The organism is Burkholderia sp. HAN2018, from assembly GCF_024704855.1.
In the GTDB taxonomy this organism is placed as follows: domain Bacteria; phylum Pseudomonadota; class Gammaproteobacteria; order Burkholderiales; family Burkholderiaceae; genus Burkholderia; species Burkholderia cepacia.
The window spans coordinates 1-17,863 of record NZ_QOBB01000079.1 but is presented as its reverse complement, the minus strand read 5'-3'; the positions used below and the strand labels follow the sequence as shown (position 1 = coordinate 17,863).

14 protein-coding genes and 1 pseudogene are annotated in these 17,863 nt (G+C 65.4%); 3 read left to right on the top strand and 12 right to left on the bottom strand.

Annotated features, from left to right (window positions below; translation table 11 throughout):
- Positions 1 to 10 precede the first annotated feature (10 nt).
- Complete coding sequence (locus DPV74_RS20380; protein WP_091921559.1) at positions 11 to 2,152, top strand: hypothetical protein; 2,142 nt, start codon at positions 11 to 13, stop codon at positions 2,150 to 2,152.
- A 141-nt stretch (positions 2,153 to 2,293) separates the two neighbouring features.
- On the opposite strand, the gene DPV74_RS20375 is transcribed toward DPV74_RS20380, so the two are convergent.
- From DPV74_RS20375 to DPV74_RS42150, 11 genes and pseudogenes are all read right to left on the bottom strand, one after another.
- Positions 2,294 to 4,231: a collagenase gene (locus DPV74_RS20375; RefSeq protein ID WP_091921820.1), complete on the bottom strand. Its 1,938-nt coding sequence runs from the start codon at positions 4,229 to 4,231 to the stop codon at positions 2,294 to 2,296.
- 241 nt (positions 4,232 to 4,472) lie between these two features.
- Entirely contained in the window at positions 4,473 to 5,855 is a 1,383-nt protein-coding gene (locus DPV74_RS20370) for a class II 3-deoxy-7-phosphoheptulonate synthase (protein WP_205571930.1), read from the bottom strand.
- Between the two features lie 108 nt (positions 5,856 to 5,963).
- On the bottom strand, positions 5,964 to 7,007 hold the full coding sequence (locus tag DPV74_RS20365) for an NADP-dependent oxidoreductase (protein WP_091921557.1): 1,044 nt from the start codon (positions 7,005 to 7,007) through the stop codon (positions 5,964 to 5,966).
- Positions 7,004 to 7,843: an SAM-dependent methyltransferase gene (locus tag DPV74_RS20360; RefSeq protein ID WP_059856075.1), complete on the bottom strand. Its 840-nt coding sequence runs from the start codon at positions 7,841 to 7,843 to the stop codon at positions 7,004 to 7,006. Before DPV74_RS20360 ends, DPV74_RS20365 begins: the two co-directional genes overlap by 4 nt.
- A 26-nt stretch (positions 7,844 to 7,869) precedes the next feature.
- Positions 7,870 to 8,580 (bottom strand): phenazine biosynthesis FMN-dependent oxidase PhzG, encoded by a 711-nt coding sequence (gene phzG / locus DPV74_RS20355; RefSeq protein ID WP_226127189.1) that lies wholly within the window; start codon positions 8,578 to 8,580, stop codon positions 7,870 to 7,872.
- Positions 8,546 to 9,754 carry a PhzF family phenazine biosynthesis protein gene (locus DPV74_RS20350; protein WP_091921555.1) on the bottom strand — a complete coding sequence of 403 codons (1,209 nt, stop codon included), beginning with the start codon at positions 9,752 to 9,754 and terminating at the stop codon, positions 8,546 to 8,548. The genes phzG and DPV74_RS20350 overlap by 35 nt, the downstream gene beginning before the upstream one ends.
- A 44-nt stretch (positions 9,755 to 9,798) precedes the next feature.
- Positions 9,799 to 11,730: an anthranilate synthase family protein gene (locus tag DPV74_RS20345; protein WP_091921553.1), complete on the bottom strand. Its 1,932-nt coding sequence runs from the start codon at positions 11,728 to 11,730 to the stop codon at positions 9,799 to 9,801.
- Positions 11,727 to 12,284, bottom strand: a complete 558-nt coding sequence (locus DPV74_RS20340) for an isochorismatase family protein (protein ID WP_276138334.1) — start codon at positions 12,282 to 12,284, stop codon at positions 11,727 to 11,729. The genes DPV74_RS20345 and DPV74_RS20340 overlap by 4 nt, the downstream gene beginning before the upstream one ends.
- Positions 12,285 to 12,373: 89 nt before the next feature.
- Positions 12,374 to 12,859: a phenazine biosynthesis protein gene (locus DPV74_RS20335; protein WP_059555908.1), complete on the bottom strand. Its 486-nt coding sequence runs from the start codon at positions 12,857 to 12,859 to the stop codon at positions 12,374 to 12,376.
- Between the two features lie 58 nt (positions 12,860 to 12,917).
- Entirely contained in the window at positions 12,918 to 14,162 is a 1,245-nt protein-coding gene (locus DPV74_RS20330; RefSeq protein ID WP_217445054.1) for an acyl-CoA dehydrogenase family protein, read from the bottom strand.
- A gap of 722 nt (positions 14,163 to 14,884) precedes the next feature.
- Positions 14,885 to 15,004, bottom strand: a pseudogene (locus tag DPV74_RS42150) (IS5/IS1182 family transposase); the annotation flags it as partial.
- Positions 15,005 to 15,047: 43 nt separating this feature from the next.
- Between DPV74_RS42150 and DPV74_RS20325 the strand changes: the two are divergent.
- Both DPV74_RS20325 and DPV74_RS20320 read left to right on the top strand, forming a co-directional pair.
- Complete coding sequence (locus tag DPV74_RS20325) at positions 15,048 to 15,224, top strand: hypothetical protein (RefSeq protein ID WP_155648138.1); 177 nt, start codon at positions 15,048 to 15,050, stop codon at positions 15,222 to 15,224.
- 2 nt (positions 15,225 to 15,226) lie between these two features.
- Positions 15,227 to 15,544 (top strand): hypothetical protein, encoded by a 318-nt coding sequence (locus DPV74_RS20320; protein ID WP_091921549.1) that lies wholly within the window; start codon positions 15,227 to 15,229, stop codon positions 15,542 to 15,544.
- 178 nt (positions 15,545 to 15,722) lie between these two features.
- On the opposite strand, the gene DPV74_RS20315 is transcribed toward DPV74_RS20320, so the two are convergent.
- Positions 15,723 to 17,863, bottom strand: a 2,141-nt coding sequence (locus DPV74_RS20315; protein WP_162923095.1) for a tetratricopeptide repeat protein, incomplete at its 5' end; no start/stop codon positions are given.

Below are 17,863 nucleotides of genomic sequence, written 5' to 3'. Positions count from 1 at the left end.
ACCGTCCAACATGCACGCCCGATACGCCCGATACGACCTTGGTGATTCCACCACCGCGCTGGCCCGGCAGCTCGAACATTATCTCGACGCCTATCCCGACGAAACGCGCACGTTGCTCGGCCTGCCGGCCGGCGCCGCGATCGGCGTCGAGGTGCTCGACGAGGAACTGCCCGTCAGGCTCGAACAACACACGCATGCGGCCACGCTGCGCATCGGCCGGCACGACGCACAGCGCGTGATGGCCTACACGCGCAGTTGCAACTGGGCCAACGGCATCGTGCTGGTGCCGACGCTGGCGCGCCTGGTGTTTGCCGGCGCGTTCGACGGCCTGCGGGCCGGAGCGCCCCGCGCGATGCGCGCATTCGCGGCATCCCGCCAGCCCGACCCGACCCGCAACCTCGGGATTCTGTGGGGCGCGTTCAACCTGCTGAGCCTGGCCGGCTGGCTGACCCTCGATCGCGGCGACGAAGACGCCGACTATGCGCTCACGCCCGCCGGCGAATATGTCGTCGCGTGCGTCGAGCACGCCCGGCCGCTGTTCGAGCAACTGGCCGATGCAACGTCGGTGCTCCAGCATCTGCACGCACTGTGTCATCGAACGCGCGTGGCGGCCGAGGACAGCCTGCTGTATGCGCGGCTCGTGCGGGCCTGCGTGGCGGGCTGGCCGGAGCTTGCGCCTCCGGCCACCGACCTGGAGCGCCAGGCGAACGGACAGCTGCGCACGGCGATGGACGGCCTGCTGCTGGGCCCGACCTGGGTCGCGCTCGACATGCCGGTGTTCGACAGGCAGCCGGATGGCCAGTACGCGCAGTCGGCGCCCGGCAACCTCGGCAAGCTCGTCGAGCAGCCCGGCGGGGTCGCGGTGGGCGCCTGGACACAGGCGGACCCGGTCGTCCTGGACGCGGCATGGGCGCTGATGGGCAAGTTCGGCATGGTGGAAATCGACCAGGGAAAGGTGCGGCTCACCGAGTCGGGCCGGATTCACCGTCCGATCGCCGCGCCTTATGCGGGGCTGCCCGCGTCGTATCTGCGTTCGTATGCGCTGCTCGACGAGCTCCTGTTCGGCAACCCCGATCCGCTCGATATCGACAGCGACGGCCACATCGATCGCGTGATGAACGTGTATGCGTCGAGCGGCGCCGGGTCGGGGCCGGCGTCGCAGGAAATCACGACGAAGATCCTGCGCGAGCTGTTCGACGACACGCCGCTGGACCGCCAGCCCGCCGGCATCGCCGACATGGGCTGCGGTGACGGCAGCGCGGTGAAGCGCCTGGCGGAATACGTCATCACGTCGACGCGGCGCGGCCGGCACCTCGCGGACTATCCGCTGCTCGTGATCGGCGCCGACTACAACGAATCCGCGCGCGGCCGCGCCGCCGCGACGCTATCCGCGCTGAAGGACATCCCCGGTGTGCAGGTACGCGTGATCGCGGCCGACATCTCCCAGCCCGACCGCTACGACGAAGCCGTGGCCGACAGCGGCCTGACCGTCACGCAGCCGGACGGCAGCGTGCGCCCGGCGCGACTCAGCGATCTGCTGCACACCTTCATGTTCCTGGTCCACAACCGTCGGCTGGGCGTCCGGCGCAAGGACGCCGCCGAAGCGATCCTCGAGCGCCATCTCCGCACCGTCGATCGGGCACGCCTGCGCGCGGTGATCGACCAGCACTATGCGGGGGCCCTGACGGTATCGGATCAGGAAGCGTTGCCGATCGGGCTCGAACAGATCAAGCGCGCGTTCAAGGTCGCGTACAGCGACGCGGAAGGGCTCGTTCCCGGTTACGTGGCGGCTGCGGACCTGATCGATTTCCTGACCCGCTGGAAGCCCCACGCGAAGCATGGCTTTCTCATCGTGGAAGGACACAGCCCATGGGCGGAGAACCTGTGCGCGCGGGCGCCGGGCGGCCCGGACACGTGGTTGCGCACCGAGCAGCTTCCGTCGGTGTTCAACTGGGGCATGCATTTCGTGTCGCGCCAGTTCATGGCGCCGTTCAACGAATTCACGCTCGCGCTGACCCTGGCCGGCCTGCGCCCCGACAGCCCGATTTACGGGCGGATTCATCCGGAAGGGTTCCCGGCGCCCGATCTGCTGAGCGACTATCGGTTCTTCAGTATCGCGAACTACGTTGCCGATACCGGCGCGGATCGCTAGCGCGGTGGCGGCGCGTGATGCCGACGCGCCGCGGCCCTCGAACCTGCACTCGAGGGCCGCTTCCTGCTCCCTGCTCCCTGCCCTGGCGGGTTGGGCGCCACGCCGGCCGGCGTCCGCTCACGCGGCGCCGGCCCGTGCCGGTCAGCGCTTCGTCTGCACCGGCGGCTCGCCCGCCGTCGTCGCGTTGCGCGCCCAGTCGGCGAACTCGGTGTCGTAGCGATTGCCGATGTACGCGACATGGTTTGCGTAGCCGTCGTAATCCCCCACTCGGAAGCGCGACACGATCGTGTCGACGTCCGCGCGATGGCGCTCGAACATGAAGCGCGTCGCCATGTAGCCCCACCGGTACGCGCGCGTGACGTAGTCACTCGACGCGTAACGCGTGCCGAGCACGTCCGAGAACCGGTAAGCGCCCGCGCGCACCGCGTCGATCGACTCCTGGTTGTCGTTCCTTCTCGACAGATACTCGGCAACGCCTTCGATCCACCACACGGTCGGCTTCGCCGTGCTCACCGAGAAGTCGCCCGCCATGTCGTAGCGGCCGTCGAGATAGTGCGTGAACTCGTGCTCGAGGTTCCACACCTTGAACTCGGGACGCAGCCACGATGCCTCGTGCGCGATGAAGCGCGCCTGGTTGCCGGGCGCGGACGGATCGCCCTCGAGATACATGCCGCCGTTGTCGGTGCTGATGCCGTAGATCACCGACGCGTATTTTCGATAGTTCGCGTAGTCGTCGAAAATGACGAGTTCGATCGTGTCGTTGCGATCACCCGCGACCGGCTTGCGCCCGGTCTTCATCATCCGGTGGAAGTAGTCGTCCTGCCGCGCGACCGACGTGCAGACCGACTGCAGCTGCGGCATCGTCATGTCCTGCGCGAGAATGCGCACGCCCGTGTTGCAGGCGTAGCGATTCGGGAGCACCGTGTCGGACAGCCGCTTCTTGTAGTCGCAGGTTCCGTAGTCCGCGCAGTTGCCCGGATCGCCGTAGTCGACCGCTTCCGCCGCCGCGAGCCAGAGATCGCTGTCCGTGCCCGTCATGCTCGTCGACGCGAGCATGTCCTGGATCATTTTCTTCACGCGCGGCTTCTGCGTCGGATAGCGGAGGAAGCGAAACGTTTCGCGCGCCGCGTCGGCCAACTGATAGGCGGCGCTCGTGTTCGACAGGCTCGCGCGGTTCGCGGTGACGAAGCGGTTGAGCGTCTCCGGGAGCGTCGCGTCGCTGTCGAGCATCGGCTGCGCGCCGCTGCGCTGGTGCGCGTAGAAGAACACCGTGAGCAAACCGGTGAAGCCGCCCGCCGCACTGCGTTGCAGCAGCGGCGCCGCCGCCTGCGGATTCGCCGCGCTCGCGGTGTACGACGCGATGCGGTTCTTCAGCGTCGGCAGGTAGTACGCTTCGTCCCGCATGTTCGTGATGAGCTTCATCAGCTCGTTCGCGGTGCTCGGCGCACGCGAATTGTCGCGAAAGAGCGCATCGCCCTCCAGGCTTTGCTTGATATACGGGCGCAGCGACACCGCGAGATTCGGAATCGGGTTCGCCATGCCCGATACATCATATTGGTAATAAGCGGCACGCAGATAAATCAGCAAATTGACCAGGATCAAATTGCTCGCGTCGTATTGATGGATTTCCTGCACGAAACGACTCGCGACAGCGTGCACGTTTTCGGCATTGAAGATCTGTGCGGCCTGCGCTTTATCGACCGAGAACAGGCCGTAATGGCATTCGTAATCGGGAAGATTCGCGATGTAATCGGCGAGTGCCGCGCCGCGATACTGCGTCACCACCGACATGTCATGGCAATCGGCGCCCGACGTGCTGCGCTTACTGCGCGTGGCCGGCTGCTTGAGCTGCGACGGTTGGGTCAGCGCCGCGCGATCCTGCTCGCTGAGCGGCAGGTTGTACTGCGCCTGCTCGGGCGACACGGGCAGATTCTGCGGCACGCGAGGCATGCGCGCCTGCCTGGGTTGCATCTGCTGCGCCGGCTCGGTACTGGCCGATGCGGCGCCGGCCAGTCCGGCGAATACCGACCACACGACGACGGCCGGCCAGCGGCGGTTTTTTTGAAGCACCTCGTTTATCGTCACTTTATTTTATGCCGATTGTTTTTGGGCAACCAAGATATAGCATTACATATTGAAACGTCAATTTAATCGATATGAAAGATATCGTCATTAATTATCTTAACTATTTGATTATTTAAATCGATTCCATAAACAATTCAATCGACCGACACGGCACGCCGACATCTGATCGAGCACTGCGCGGCCTGAATGCGGCGGCACTCGCCATCACCCGACCGAATTGTCGAGTACCGCCCCGCTATGCATACGCCGCGTGCCGCTCGGCGCCGATTTCGGCAACCGGCGTCGTACCCAACTTGCGCACGATCAGCATCGCGATCTCCAGCGACTGCTCGTAGTTCAACCTCGGATCGACGGTCGACTTGTAAGCGCGGGCCAGATCGGCCTCAGTCAGGTTGCGTGCACCGCCCAGGCATTCGGTCACGTCTTCCCCGGTCAGCTCCAGATGCACGCCGCCCAGATGCGTGCCGCACGCGGCATGAATGTCGAAGGCAGCCTCGAGCTCGGCGCGAATGTTCTCGAAGCGCCGTGTCTTCACGCCGCCCGGGGTCGTTTCACCGTTGCCGTGCATCGGATCGCAGCACCACAAGACACGCCGGCCCTCGGTCTTGACGGCACGCAGATGCTTCGGCAACTCCGCTTCGATCTTCGCCGCACCCATGCGCGTGATGAGCGTCAAGCGGCCGGCCTCGTTCGTGGGGTTCAGCGCGTCGATCGTGCGCAGCAACTGGTCGGTGCTCAACCCGGGCCCGATTTTCAGGCCGATCGGGTTGCGGATACCGGAGCAATATTCGACATGCGCGCCGTCCAGCTGCGCGGTGCGCATGCCGATCCACGGAAAATGCGTCGACAGGTTGAACCAGCCCCAATGACGATGCACTTGCCGCGCCATCGCCTCTTCGTAGTTCAACAGCAGGACCTCATGCGACGTGTAGAAATCGACTCTCGCATCGCTGCCGGAGGGCTCGCCCGCGAGCGCCTCCATGAAGCGCAGCGATTCGCCGATCGAGTGCGTCATCTTGCGATACTCGCCATAAAGCGGCGAATGCGATGCCCAGGCCAGGTCCCAATGTTCGGGGTGGTGCAGATCGGCGAAACCGGCATCGCTCAGCGCGCGCACGAAATTCATCGTCAGCGCCGATCTGGAATGCGCCTCGAGCAGGCGCTGCGGGTCGGGCTCGCGCGCGTCTTTCGTAAAAGCGCTGCCGTTGACGATGTCGCCGCGGTAGCAAGGCAGCGTCACGCCGTCACGTGTTTCGGTATCCGCCGAGCGCGGCTTGGCGTACTGCCCGGCAAAGCGGCCGACCCGAACCACCGGCAGCATCAAGCCATGCACGAGCACCAGGCTCATCTGCATCAGCACCTTGAGCCGATTGGCGATGATCGGCGCCGTGCAATCGGCGAAGCTTTCCGCGCAGTCGCCGCCCTGCAGCAAGAAGCATCGTCCCGCCGCGGCGTCTGCGAGCTTGCGTTTGAGCGTCAGCACTTCCCATGCGGCGACGAGCGGCGGCAGTGCCTGCAGCTGTGTCAAGGCGCGATCGAGCGCCGCCGCATCGCGATAAGCCGGCTGTTGCAACGCCGGCTTCGTCTTCCAGGAAGCCGGCGTCCAATTCTCGGCCACACGCGCCGAAGAGAGATTGCATTCCACGGTTCCACTCCCAAAATGAAATGCTGCCGATCGAACGGGTGTCGTCGCCTGGCATGCAGGCGACGCCCACGCTCCGTGCCGCTACAGCTTGACGAGCACCGTGCCCAGATAACGTCCGCTCGACGTGTCGCACAACGCTTCCGGCGCGTCATCGAGGCCGTCGATCACCGTATGCGGGAACACGATCTCGCCGGCGCGCAGCCACTGCGCGAAACGCTCGAACCATTCGCCCTTCGCCTCCGGATTCGCGTCGGCGCTGTAGCCCCGCATCGTGATCCGCTTGAGGAGAAATTGAACGGTATCGATTTCGGCAGGCGCGGTCCGCCCCGTTCCCGTCGCGGCAAGCTGGCCCGACAGCGCGCCGAGGATCAGGAAGCGCGCCTCTTCGCGGGCGGCCGTGACGGTCGCCTGCAATTGTTCGCCGCCGACCGAATCGATCAGGACGTCGATGCCGCCCTGCGCCGCTTCGAGCAACTGCTCCGCGAACGGCGTGCTGCCGCCACGCATGACGGCGGCGTCATACCCAAGCTCGGAAACCAGGCGTCGTGCCTTTTCGCGCGAACTCGTGCTGCCGATCACGCGCCCCGCTCCCAGCCGCCGCGCGATCTGTCCGGCCATCGCGCCGATCGCACCGGCCGCGCTCGTGACGAACACCGTGTCGCCCGGACGGATCGTCACGCCGCGCGTCAGCGCCGCGTAGGCGGTCCAGCCGTGCCCCAGGTAGCCGAGATAACCTGCGGGCTCCGGCAGCGCCTCACCCACGCGCTGACAGCCCCATGCGGGCACCACCGCGTAGTCTCGCCACCCGTGGAAGTGCGTGACGATGTCGCCGGACGACAACCCGCTGCCGGCAGGCGCGTTCACCACCTCGCCGAGCGCTTCGCCCATCAGCGCGTCACCCGCCGACAAACACGGAAACGGCACACCGGGCACGTCTTCCGCGCCTTCGCTGATCATCGCGCGCAAGGAAGCCGAGACCAGGAAATAGCGATTGCGCACCAGCACGTCGCCCGGGCCGGCCGCCGGCGCGGCGGCGGTGACGATTTCGAAATCGTCCGGTGTCGGCAAGCCTTTGAGCTTCGCCTTCAAGCGCACGTCGCGCCGCATGGGAATCGACGGATTCATGATCCGCTCCCGCCGGGCGCCGTGCGCGTCGATGAGGCGAACCAGCCCGCCGGGATGCGCGCGACGCTGCGGCCGTAGGCTATCGTCGGGTCGTCCGAGGCATGCACGGTCGCCGTCCAGCCGTATCGGCCGAGCCAGTCGCGCACATCGTCGCGGGACGAGAGCCAACGAGCGCCCTGCGATTCGACGCGCGCACGGGCTTCCTTGCCCTCGTCGCTCATCATGCGCGCGGCGAGATGCTCGAGCATGAGCGCGCTGCCCGGCGCCGACAGGTCGGCCACCTGACGGACCAGCGCATCGCAGTCCGTGTCGCGCAGATACATCAGCAGCCCTTCGATGAGCCAGATCGTGGGCTTGGCGGGATCGAAGCCGGCCGCGCGCAACGGGCTCGCCCAATCCGAGGTCAGATCGGCGACGAGAGGCCGCCAATCGCACTGCAGCGGCAATCCGGATCGTTTCATGAGCTCGCGCTTGAAAGTGATGATGTCGTCGAGATCGAGCTCGAACCAGCGCGTACCGGACGGACAGGCCAGGCGCGCCACACGGCCGTCCATGCCGGCTGCCAGCGTGACGACCTGCTGTATTCCGCGGCTCAGGTTCGCGCGAATGGCATCGTCGAAGTAGCGCGTGCGGACGACGAAATATTGCGGAAAGTTCGCGCGCCGCGCGACTTCGCTGACGTGCTCGTGCGTCGGCGTGCCGGCCAGGTGCTCGATCAGCGCTGCAGCGAACGGATCGTGAAACAAGGCATCCGGGCGCAGGCTTTCGGCATGACGTTGCCAGGCAATGAACAGTGCGGTTTGGCCGACGCCAACCGGAATATCGAAAGTAGACACAGACAGGTTCCTTATCCGCAAGAGAATCAAGGTTGGAGTTGCATGGTTTTCCAATCGTCGCCATTGCGTTCGTACCTGAGGCGCCGGTGAAGCCGGTCGGAACTGGCGGCCCAGAATTCCATCTCGTGAGGCTCGAGCCGATAACCGACGAAGCGCGGCGGCCGCGGCAACGCGACGCCGAGCGCGAGCAGCTCGGCGGCGTGCGCGAGCAGCGCTTCGCGGTCGACGAGCTCGTCGCTCTGGTGCGAGGCGCTCGACATCGCGTGCATCGGCACCGAGCGTCCGAACCAGAGCTTGTCGTTCTCGCTTTCCTCGAGCGGAACCGCCTGGCCGGAAATCATGATCTGCTGCCCGGTTTCACGCCAATACAGCAAGCCCGAGGCCCAGCCCGTCTCCGTGAGTTCGCGCCCTTTGCGGCTCGTCGAATGCGTGCAGAAAATCACGCCGCGGTCGTCGATCGAGGAGAACGCGATGATGCGCGAAGACATGCGTCCGTCGGACGTGGCGGTCGCGAGCGCGAGCGCCTTGGGCTCGCGGACGCCCGCGGCATCGGCCGCCGCGAGCCAGCGCTTGAGCAGCGTGATCGGCTCCGACGGCGGGTCGTCATATTCGGGGAACAGGACATCGACGCGTCCCGTGAGGCTTTCGAATCGACTGGTGTTCATGGCAATGTTTTCTTGATGGCAAAAGACGGGGGCGACGCTAGACGCCCAGGCGGCCGCGCGCGACGACGACACCGTGACCGCTGACCTCGACCGCCTCGATGCCGTGCTCCGAGCCGTTCACCCGCGCATGCATGTGCGAGGGGCGCCTGATCTCGACGCCTTGGAGAAGATGCAGCGGGTCGCCCCACGAAATCAGTCCGTGGCGGGCAAGGTGAATGGCGATGGGGCCGGCGGCGGAGCCCGTCGCCGCATCCTCCACGACGCCGTAGGCCGGCGAGAACATCCGGCAGCGCCAGTGGTCGCCTGCCGGGGCCAGGCACATGGCCGACATATCCTCGAACTCAGCCAACGCGCGATGGTCCGGATGCACGTCGGAAAGCGCGGAGGCGTCGGGCAACGTGACGAACACGTGGCGCGGGCCGTTTCGATAGGCCTCCACAGGCAACACGGACGCTTCGACGCCGAGCGCTTCGAGCAGACGCCCGGCGCGATCAAAGCGCGTCCACGTCGGGATCGGCTGCTGCATGGTGACGTAAGCCTCGCCGGGCGCATCGGATCGCACATCGAACGGCACGAGCCCCATGCCCGTCTCGAACACGAAGCGATCCTGCGCCTTGACGTGCCTGAGGGCCACGGCCGTGCCCAGCAGCGGATGGCCCGCGAACGGCAGCTCGTTGACCGGCGTAAAGATGCGCACGTGCACGTCGCCACCCTGCTTCGGCGGCATCACGAACACCACTTCCGACAGATTCATTTCGCGGGCGATCCGCTGCATGCGCTCCGCCTGCAGCGGAACGTCGACCAGGAAGACCGCAACCGGGTTGCCTTCGAGCGGCGTGCGCGTGAAGGCGTCAACGACGATGTAGTCGACGGGATGCGACGCATGGATCGGCGCCGCCGCGTGTGTATTCGCGTGCGATGCCGCCGGTTCGAGTGCGCGCATGCGTGCCGCGATCTCGCCGCTCGCGGCGCTTGCCTCCACCGAGAAGCGCAGCCGCTCGGCAACCGGCAGGCCGATCAGCGTCTGCGCGTCGTTCGGCGGCAGTAGATGCGCGGGCGGACGCTCGCCGTCCCAGAGCATGATCGCGCCCCAACGATTCCTGTCTTCGTCGGCGATCCAATGCTTCTCGCGCAAGCCCGGCACGTTCGACCAGCGCGCGAGGGTGCTGTCGTCCACACGCGCCTTCAGCGATTCGATGCTCTGTTCGGAACCGTCGAGGTTCCACCAAACGATGTCGACAATCATGAAACGCGTGTCCTGTAGGGTTCGATAAAAAGCGTGAAGAGTCGTCAGGCCGTCACCGACGTCATGCGTTTTTCGCGGCGTATCGCGTGTGTGATGGCTTCGCCGAGAATGCGCGGCCCGTCGACGGTCAAGACCGATTCGGCGTGGAATTGCATCGAGCTGAACGTCGGACCGCGCAAGGCATGCACTTCACCAGTGCGCGGATCGCGGCTGATGGCCAGCGTGCCGACGCCGGCGATTTCCATTTCGTCCCGGAAGGTCCGTGCGACATACGTGTTGTAAAAGCCCACGCGCTCGCGCCGGCCGAACAGATCGATCTCGACCTGGATGCCCTGATTGGGCACCTCGCGCCGCACGAGCGGAATGCCGAGGATGGCGTTCAGGATCTGATGGCTCAGGCAGACGGCCATGAACGGCTTGCCCTCGTCGATGAGATGCCGCAGCCACGTGTAGAGGCGGGCGATGCGCGGATCGCCGGCGTCGCTCGGGTCTCCCGGGCCCGGCCCCATGACGACGACGTCGTAACGCGCAAGGTCCACCGCGTCGTGAACGCCGCACACTTCGGTGGCGAGGCCGAGCGACGACAATTGCTGGGCGATCATCGCCGTGAAGTGATCTTCGGCGTCGACGATGAGCGCGCGGCAACCGCTCAACTCAGCCAACTCATCGGCCATCCCGCCTTGTCGCCCGCCATACGGCCGAAACCAGAAGTCCGCGATGCCTTTGTTGCGCTCGCGCAGCGCCGCCTGCACCGATGGATGTTGTCCGAGCGCCGGGCCGGTTTCCGGCGGATCGAATGCGTTCGACAGCGCGGCCACCTTGGCATGCGTCTCCATGACTTCCGATACCGCGTCCGAATGCCGGACGAGCGTCGAGCCGACGCCGATGCGAACGTGGCCGGCGCGATCGATCTCCGCGGTGCGGATCAGGATGGCGGAGTCGAGCGTGCGCTCGCCGCGCGCATCGCGGCCGATCAGCGCTGCAATGCCGCTGTAGTAGCCGCGGCCGGCCCGCTCGTGCCGCGCGATCACGCGGGTCGCGCTTTCGATCGGACTGCCGGTGACCGTCGGCGCAAACATCGTTTCGCGCAGCAAGTCGCGGACATCGGCCTCCGTGTGCCCGACGATGAAATATTCGGTGTGGGCGAGCCGCGCCATCTCGCGCAAGTGCGGCCCCGTGACCTGCCCGCCGGCCGGGCAGATGCGCGCCATCATCTTGAGCTCTTCGTCGAGCACCATGTACAGCTCGTCGGATTCCTTACGATCGCCGAGAAAAGCGTTGACCCCATCGATCGTCGGCCCGCTTTGCGGATATCGATAAGTCCCGCTGATCGGGTTCATCGTCGCGCAGCCCTCATGCAGCGTCAGGTGGCGCTCCGGCGTCGCGCCGACGAACGTGCGTTCCCCGGTATGAATCACGAAGATCCAGTACGCGCCGACCTCCCGGCGCATCAGGCGCTTGAAGACCGCCAGCGCCTTCGCGGGCGAATAGTCGTCGAGATCGCCCTCGAGCGTGCGCTTGATGACGAAGTTCGAGCCCGCGCCGGTGCCGATCTCGTCGGTGATGACGCGCTCGACGATCTCGGCGTAGGCCTCGTCGTCGATATCGAAGTGACGCTCGCCGAGCGCGGTATCGGCATCGGGAATGGCGGCGAGCGCAAGCTGCGCGGGCACCGTTTCGTGCTCGTCACAGGTGATGGCGACGAGCGGAGCGCCGTCGTCGTGAGTCGTGAAGCCGCGCTCGCGCAGCTGCCGGTACGGCACGAGCACAAGCAGCTCCTGACGGTCCGCACCCGCCGCCGTCGGCGCGGCCAACGGAAGCTCGGCCAGGGAGGATGGATAGGAAACCGCGCCGGCGAAGACGTCGATCGTCGCACGCTCCCCGGCGCTACCCGTCGAACGTGCGATCAACGCGAAGCACGGCGCTTGTCCGTGGAGGACGCGCTCGAAAAGGTTGCGGTTCGGAGCGGCGTTCATGCCAGCGCCTCCTCGGCACTCACCACCTTGCCGCAACGCTGGGCCACGTATTCCAGGGCCTGGTGATGACGGTCTTCGGAAAAATCCGCCACGCCATCGGCGACGAAGAACGGTTGAATGTCGTTCGTGAACGCATCGACGGCCGACATCATTACGCCGATGTGCGCGTAGACGCCGCACAGCATCAGCTGATCGCGGCCGCTCTCCCGCATGCGCTCGCGCAGGTCGGTGCGGAAAAATGCGCTGTAGCGCCATTTCGTGAGCATCCAGTCGTCCGGGGACGGGCCGACAGCCTCGGCGACGTCCCGATCGGCCGGCGTCGTCTCCATGCCCGGCCCCCAAAAATCGCGCAGCAAACCGCGTTCCTTCTCGGTCATGCGCCCGGGATGGGCCGTGTACGCGACGGGAATACCGGCCTGCTTGCACCGTTTGCGCAGCGACGCGACATTGGTCGTCAACCTCTCGCGCAGCGTCGGCGGCAACGGCGAAAGGAAATAGTTCTGCATGTCATGAATGAGCAGCAACGCGCGCGACGGATCGACGCGCCATGACACGACATTCTCGGGCAGGCTGCCCGAATCGGGCAGCGCGTACGGTTGAATCGACGGGATCCCAGCCATTCGTCTCCTCCATTGATTATGCGTTAGCTCGGCAGGCCATCCCGGCGCACTTCGGGAACCTCGATACCCAGCGAACGGAATTGCTCGCAAGGGTTCATGAATTCGCGCTGTTCCTTGATCAGTCCGTTTTCGAAGCGGAACGAGTGAAGGAAGTGATTGCGGTAATAGCCTTGGGGGTAGCCGGGGAAAATAATCGCGCCTTCGCCGCGGCACTCGACCCAGAACCAGTTCGGGTCCTGCGTCTCGAAGATCTGGATGTCGGTCCAGACCCAGTCGGGGAAGCATTGCAGCGACCACACGGCGTGCTCGCCGAGCTTCTCGCGGCCGCGAATCGCGATCGGCTGGCCGCTGTCGGTAGTCCACAGGCCGCCGACGCCATCTTCCGTGAACAGCAGGTGGCGCTTGAGCCTCGCTTCGCCACGCGTGTGCATGTACTGCTCCACGATCTTCCGGTTGTGCTGCCGGGCCGCGACGTGCGCGTGATTTTCGAGGGATTCGACGTCTGACATGCAAGCTCCTGAAGTCAAAATGGGGCCGCCCCGCCGGGAACCGGGAGGCCGCGTGGGATTACACGAGGTAGCTGATTTCGCGCGGATCGAGGCCGACGAGCGCGCGGCCGTAGACAAGTTGCGGAATGCCCATCCCGAAGCCCGCGTGGCGGCTCGCCACGTTCAGATCGCGCCAGATCAGCTGCAGCGGATTGGATTCCATGAAGGCGGCGCTGCCGTAGGCCGTCATGAGGCGATCGATGGCTTCGCGGCACAGGCGCGTGACGCGCGTCGATTCCATCCGGAAGCGCGAACGCGTCACTTCGTCGGGCAGGACGCCGGCCAGTGCGTGGTGTTCGACCGTTTCGACGATGCGGCGGGCGTGCAGTTGCGCGCCGTCGATCATCATCGAAGCTTCGGCGAGATCGGTCTGGAACGCCGGCGAAACAGCCTGGCTCTTGAACGTGGACGAGGCGACACGGCGCTCGTGGGCCTGATCGCGCACGAGTTCCAGCGCGGTGACGATCGCCCCGAGTTGCGGTCCGAGCAGACCGATCGACAGCAAGCCCGAGAACGCGCCGCTATATAAACGGTGCCGTTCCGACGGCGGGCGCGACCGGCCCTGCACGATCGGCGCGTAAGGCGTCACGCGATGGCGCGGAATGAACAGCCGGTTCGCCACGACCGTGTTGCTGCCGGTGCCGCGCATGCCCGTGACATGCCAGGAGTCGCGGACTTCGAGCGCGCTCATCGGCATGAGGACCAGGTTGATCGTCTCGTCGTCGGCATCGACGCCTTTCGGGATCAGCGCGCCGATCCATTCGGCGTGCAGGCTGCCCGATGCATAGGCCCACTCCCCCGTCACCACGACACCGCCGTCGACGCGTTCGACCTGGGCGCGCGAAGGCGCAATGATGAGCGCGGTGCGCGTGTCGCGGTTGCCGCCCCACACGTCGTCCTGCGTACTCTCGGGGAAGTGAGCGATCATGTAGTTGCCCATGTTGAGCACGCTCGTGACCCACGACGCCGAGCAGCAGCCGCGCCCCAGCTCGTAGCAGACGTCGAACAGCGTGGCGGGACCCGCTTCGTAGCCGCCGAGCCGGCGTGGCGTGAAGAGCCGCATCAGCCCCGCCTCGGTCAGCGCGGCGACGGCACGCTCGGTCAGGCGGCGCCCGGTATCGGCAGCGCGCGATTCTTCCGCGAGCACGCTGGCGACTTCTGCCGCCTTCGCGACCAATTGCTCATGCTCGACCACCGATTCATCGAGCGCAATGGCGTCATGTCCGGCCGAATTCCCTTCCTGCAAGGTGCGTTCGTCTGTCATTTCACGAGTCGTGCACTGCGAGGTTTGTATCGTGCTCACGGCGTCTCCAGAATAAACTTACGATCTTTATTGTTGAAAAATTCAAAACAATAATGGTTGCGAGAAAATTAACCAAAAATTAACCGATGAAATCGGAGCAAACAAGAGCCATCACCTTTATTGGTCGCACCCTGAATTATGAAAATATCAGGCAACAGCATCCATTGGATCCACACCCGGCTTTGCCTTACCAATCTAAAAAGGCATTTTTATTTCAATGTCATTAAATGATGCTTACGTTTTTATTTAAACCGGCCGGGAATGTCAGTCCTTCGCGAGCCACGCTGCCTCGTCGAATTCCAGTTCAAAGCCTGAGTGATGGGGCCTCTCGGGCCCTCTGTACGGAACGGAGCGCCGCACAAGCTTTTCAACTTCGCCGGCACTTCCGACTCTCGGTGCTATTTAGCGGGCGCCGAGCAACATCCAGCAAATCGAGCCAGGCCTTCGGTATAAACCGGTTTCATAAGATTGCCCGCCCCATTTAAAGTCACGAATATAAATCCCACCCCATTATGGGCGCATTTCTATCGCGCCCATAAATTATGGTTAAGCGTAGGATAAATTCAAGCAAGTATCACCTGTCAAATTTGACGGGGATAACCCGCCAATCCGAATGAGACTGCGAGTGAAATACATTCGGAGATTATTTTAAAAATCCAATCGACATGCCAGAATCTGATCCATCAGCCGAGCGCGCAACCGGGTTTGAGGAACGCTTCGTGAATGTCGGCTCGACGCTCAAAGCGAATGCGAAGACGACGAAATGTGCCGAGCCCGCTACCGTATTCCGTCAGGCGCTTCGCGTCGTGCTGTTACTGACCGACTTCGGCATCGGCCGATGGCATCATGGTCATCTGGCAGTTCTCGGTGCAGCACACGGTGGTCAACGACAGCGCGTACGACCATGCGGCGTTCGTGCCCAACGCATCGACGCTGATGTACGCGTTGCCGGCGGGCAAGCCGTCCTCGCAATGGACACCGCCCGACGTGCCGGCCTGCCTGCCGTCACAAACGGCCACCTAGCCATGAACGTCATGGACGTGCAGATCAATGCGTCTGTGACCGGCCAGGGCCCCTATCCCGAAACGGTGACGGGGCGCGGCGTGCTGGAGCACTCGATCGATTTCCTGCAGGACAACTACGGTTTCGTCGACCCGAAGCTGCGGGACGCCGTGTTCGACGACTACCGGGATGTCGTGAAGACCGGCGAGGCGATCGGCGCGCGGCAGGCGAGGGATACGGCGAACACCCTGAGCACACATCCGGGCGCCACCGCGATTCCCGAAACGGTGGTGTTCCATCTCGTCACGCCGGCCAACGTGATGAACACGATCCAGACCTGATCGGCGCGCGCGTCGGATCGGCATCACTCGTGGTTTGCGAACCGCGCGTAGCGGTATGGGCGGCGGGCACCAACCAATAGCGGTTGATCCGCGGCGAATGACGGACGCGAATATTGCATTCGAAAAAAACACCCCATGCTCCGGGACACATCATCCGGTCATCTGTAGCCAGCCCTGTTCACGGTAACGTCGAGATCAGATTCGCGGCAATCTCGGCGGCACGCTGTTTTTCCCCGTCATCCAGTCGCTTGGCGATTCGCGCCTCGACGATCGCTGCAGCAGCGCCATACCTCTCCAGACCCGGCACCGCATCGAAACTCGCGCGCGAACGCGCGATCCACGCGGCGCCGAGGGCTCGGTCTCTCGGCAGACCGTTGCCGGTCAGGAACCGCATGCCGACCGCATACTGCATGAACGGATCCCCGCGCAACGCCTCGTTCAGGCTCGACAGCCCGTCCCACTGGCGGTTGGCAGCCGCGATCGCGCTGGCGGGCGAGTCGCTCCATAGCGTGGCAGCCGGATCGGCCGGCACCAGCCAGCGCTGCTCGCCGGCCGAATGCCCCGTGTCCGTGTCCATTGCCGGCGCGAGGCTGCGCAGCGCAAGCGCGATCTCGGATACCGCCGAGCCACGTCGCGCCGCGCGGCGATGCCAGTCCATTGCGACCGTTTCGTCCCGGGGCACGCCGTCGCCCGTTTCGTACATCAGCGCAAGATCGCTTTCCGCCCACTGCGATCCGGCAGACGCCGCACTGTTGAGCCACGTGGACGCTTCCTTCGGATCGCGCGCGACGCCGCGACCGTGCAGATAGGCGATTCCCACCATCCGCTTCGCGTCGGTGCTCGTCGGCGCGGCACGCAGTGCCCATGCGAACGCTTCGTAGTCGTCGGTGCGACCGCCGAGCCCGGTCGACAGATGCCACGCGAGCGAACCTTGCGCCGACACGTTCCCCTGCTCGGCCGCGCGGCGAAACCAGTACGTCGCCGCATCGAAATCCACCGGGACGCCGTCGCCCAGATCGTACGCATCGCCGAGTGACGACTGATACGCCGGCTCGCCGCGATCCGCGAGTTTCCATTGCCAGTACGCCCGCTCGTCCGCGGCAACGAGGCCGCTATCGGCCGACGCAAGGACGCGCATCGCGCCGACATTGCTGCCGGCGGCCGTACGGCACCAGCGCGCGGCCTCGGCCGGACGGCGCGGCGTGCCATTTCCATCCAGATACATCGCGCATAGCATCGCCTGCGATGCAGCGTCGCCCAGCTTCGCCCCGCGCGAGAACCAGTCGAATGCGATCGCCGGCTGCGGACCGCCCGACTGCCCGCGCCAGTACACCGTGCCCAGCGCCGAATACGCGGCGGGCACCTTGCGGCTCGCGAGGTCCTCCAGCCATTGAAGCCCCGTCCTGCCCGCGAACGACGTGTGGTGCTCGCTCAGGTAGAACCCGGCCGATACGCCGGCAGCCGGATCGCCGGCGTCGGCGGCCTGCTTCAGGTAGCGCAATCCCGTCTGCTCGTCGCGCGGCACGCCGGCTGTACCCGTCAGGTACTGATGGCCGCCCCACCGCGCCGCCTCGATGTTGCCGTGGTCCGCGGCAAACCGGAACCACTGCATCGCCTGCGTCCGGTCGACGCTCGTGCCTTCTCCACGCCATGCCATGTTGGCGGCCATCAGGGCGGCCGCTTCGTCACCGCGATCCGCGCCGCGCGTGGCCAGCCGAAAGGCCTTGCGCACATCCACCGGCTCACCGTCGCCGCGTGCCGCGTAACGCGCGAGATTGGCCGCCGCGGCGCCATTGCCCTGCGCATCGGCTTTTTCGAACCACGGTTTGGCGGCGACGGGATCCGCCTGCGTCCCCAGGCCGTTCTGCAGCATTGCGCCGAGATCGTTCTCGGCGACAGCCAGCCCATCGTCGGCCGCGCCCTGCATCCATCCCAACGCGGCCTCTTGGTCGACCGGACCACCGCGGCCGAACAGATAGAGGTTCGCCAATGCGTAACGCGCCCGTGTATCGCCGGCGAGCGCCGCCTTGCGGTACCAGTCGCGCGCCTTCGCGTCGTCGCGCGGCACACCCGTCCCGCTTCCGTACAACTCGCCGAGCCTGCGCTGCGCGTAGATCGAGCCGGCGCGCGCCGCGGCCGAAATCAGACTGAAGCCGCGCTGCGCGTCGCGCGGCACACCGATGCCCGCGAGATAGAGGTTGCCCAGCACCGCCTGCGCTTCCGTGTGGTTCTGGTCCGCCGCCGCGCGCAGCCACGTCGTTCCCTGGCCGACATCGCGCGGCACGCCGTCGCCCCGGACCAGCATCAGGCCGAGCACGA

Bases quoted from the DNA above. Each gene is read 5' to 3' on its own strand.
- DPV74_RS20380 (WP_091921559.1), top strand. From the start codon at position 11: ATGCACGCCCGATACGCCCGATACGACCTTGGTGATTCCACCACCGCG.
- DPV74_RS20325 (WP_155648138.1), top strand. From the start codon at position 15,048: ATGGTCATCTGGCAGTTCTCGGTGCAGCACACGGTGGTCAACGACAGC.
- DPV74_RS20320 (WP_091921549.1), top strand. From the start codon at position 15,227: ATGAACGTCATGGACGTGCAGATCAATGCGTCTGTGACCGGCCAGGGC.
- DPV74_RS20350 (WP_091921555.1), bottom strand. From the start codon at position 9,754: ATGATTGTCGACATCGTTTGGTGGAACCTCGACGGTTCCGAACAGAGC.
- DPV74_RS20330 (WP_217445054.1), bottom strand. From the start codon at position 14,162: ATGACAGACGAACGCACCTTGCAGGAAGGGAATTCGGCCGGACATGAC.
- DPV74_RS20335 (WP_059555908.1), bottom strand. From the start codon at position 12,859: ATGTCAGACGTCGAATCCCTCGAAAATCACGCGCACGTCGCGGCCCGG.
- DPV74_RS20345 (WP_091921553.1), bottom strand. From the start codon at position 11,730: ATGAACGCCGCTCCGAACCGCAACCTTTTCGAGCGCGTCCTCCACGGA.
- DPV74_RS20365 (WP_091921557.1), bottom strand. From the start codon at position 7,007: ATGAATCCGTCGATTCCCATGCGGCGCGACGTGCGCTTGAAGGCGAAG.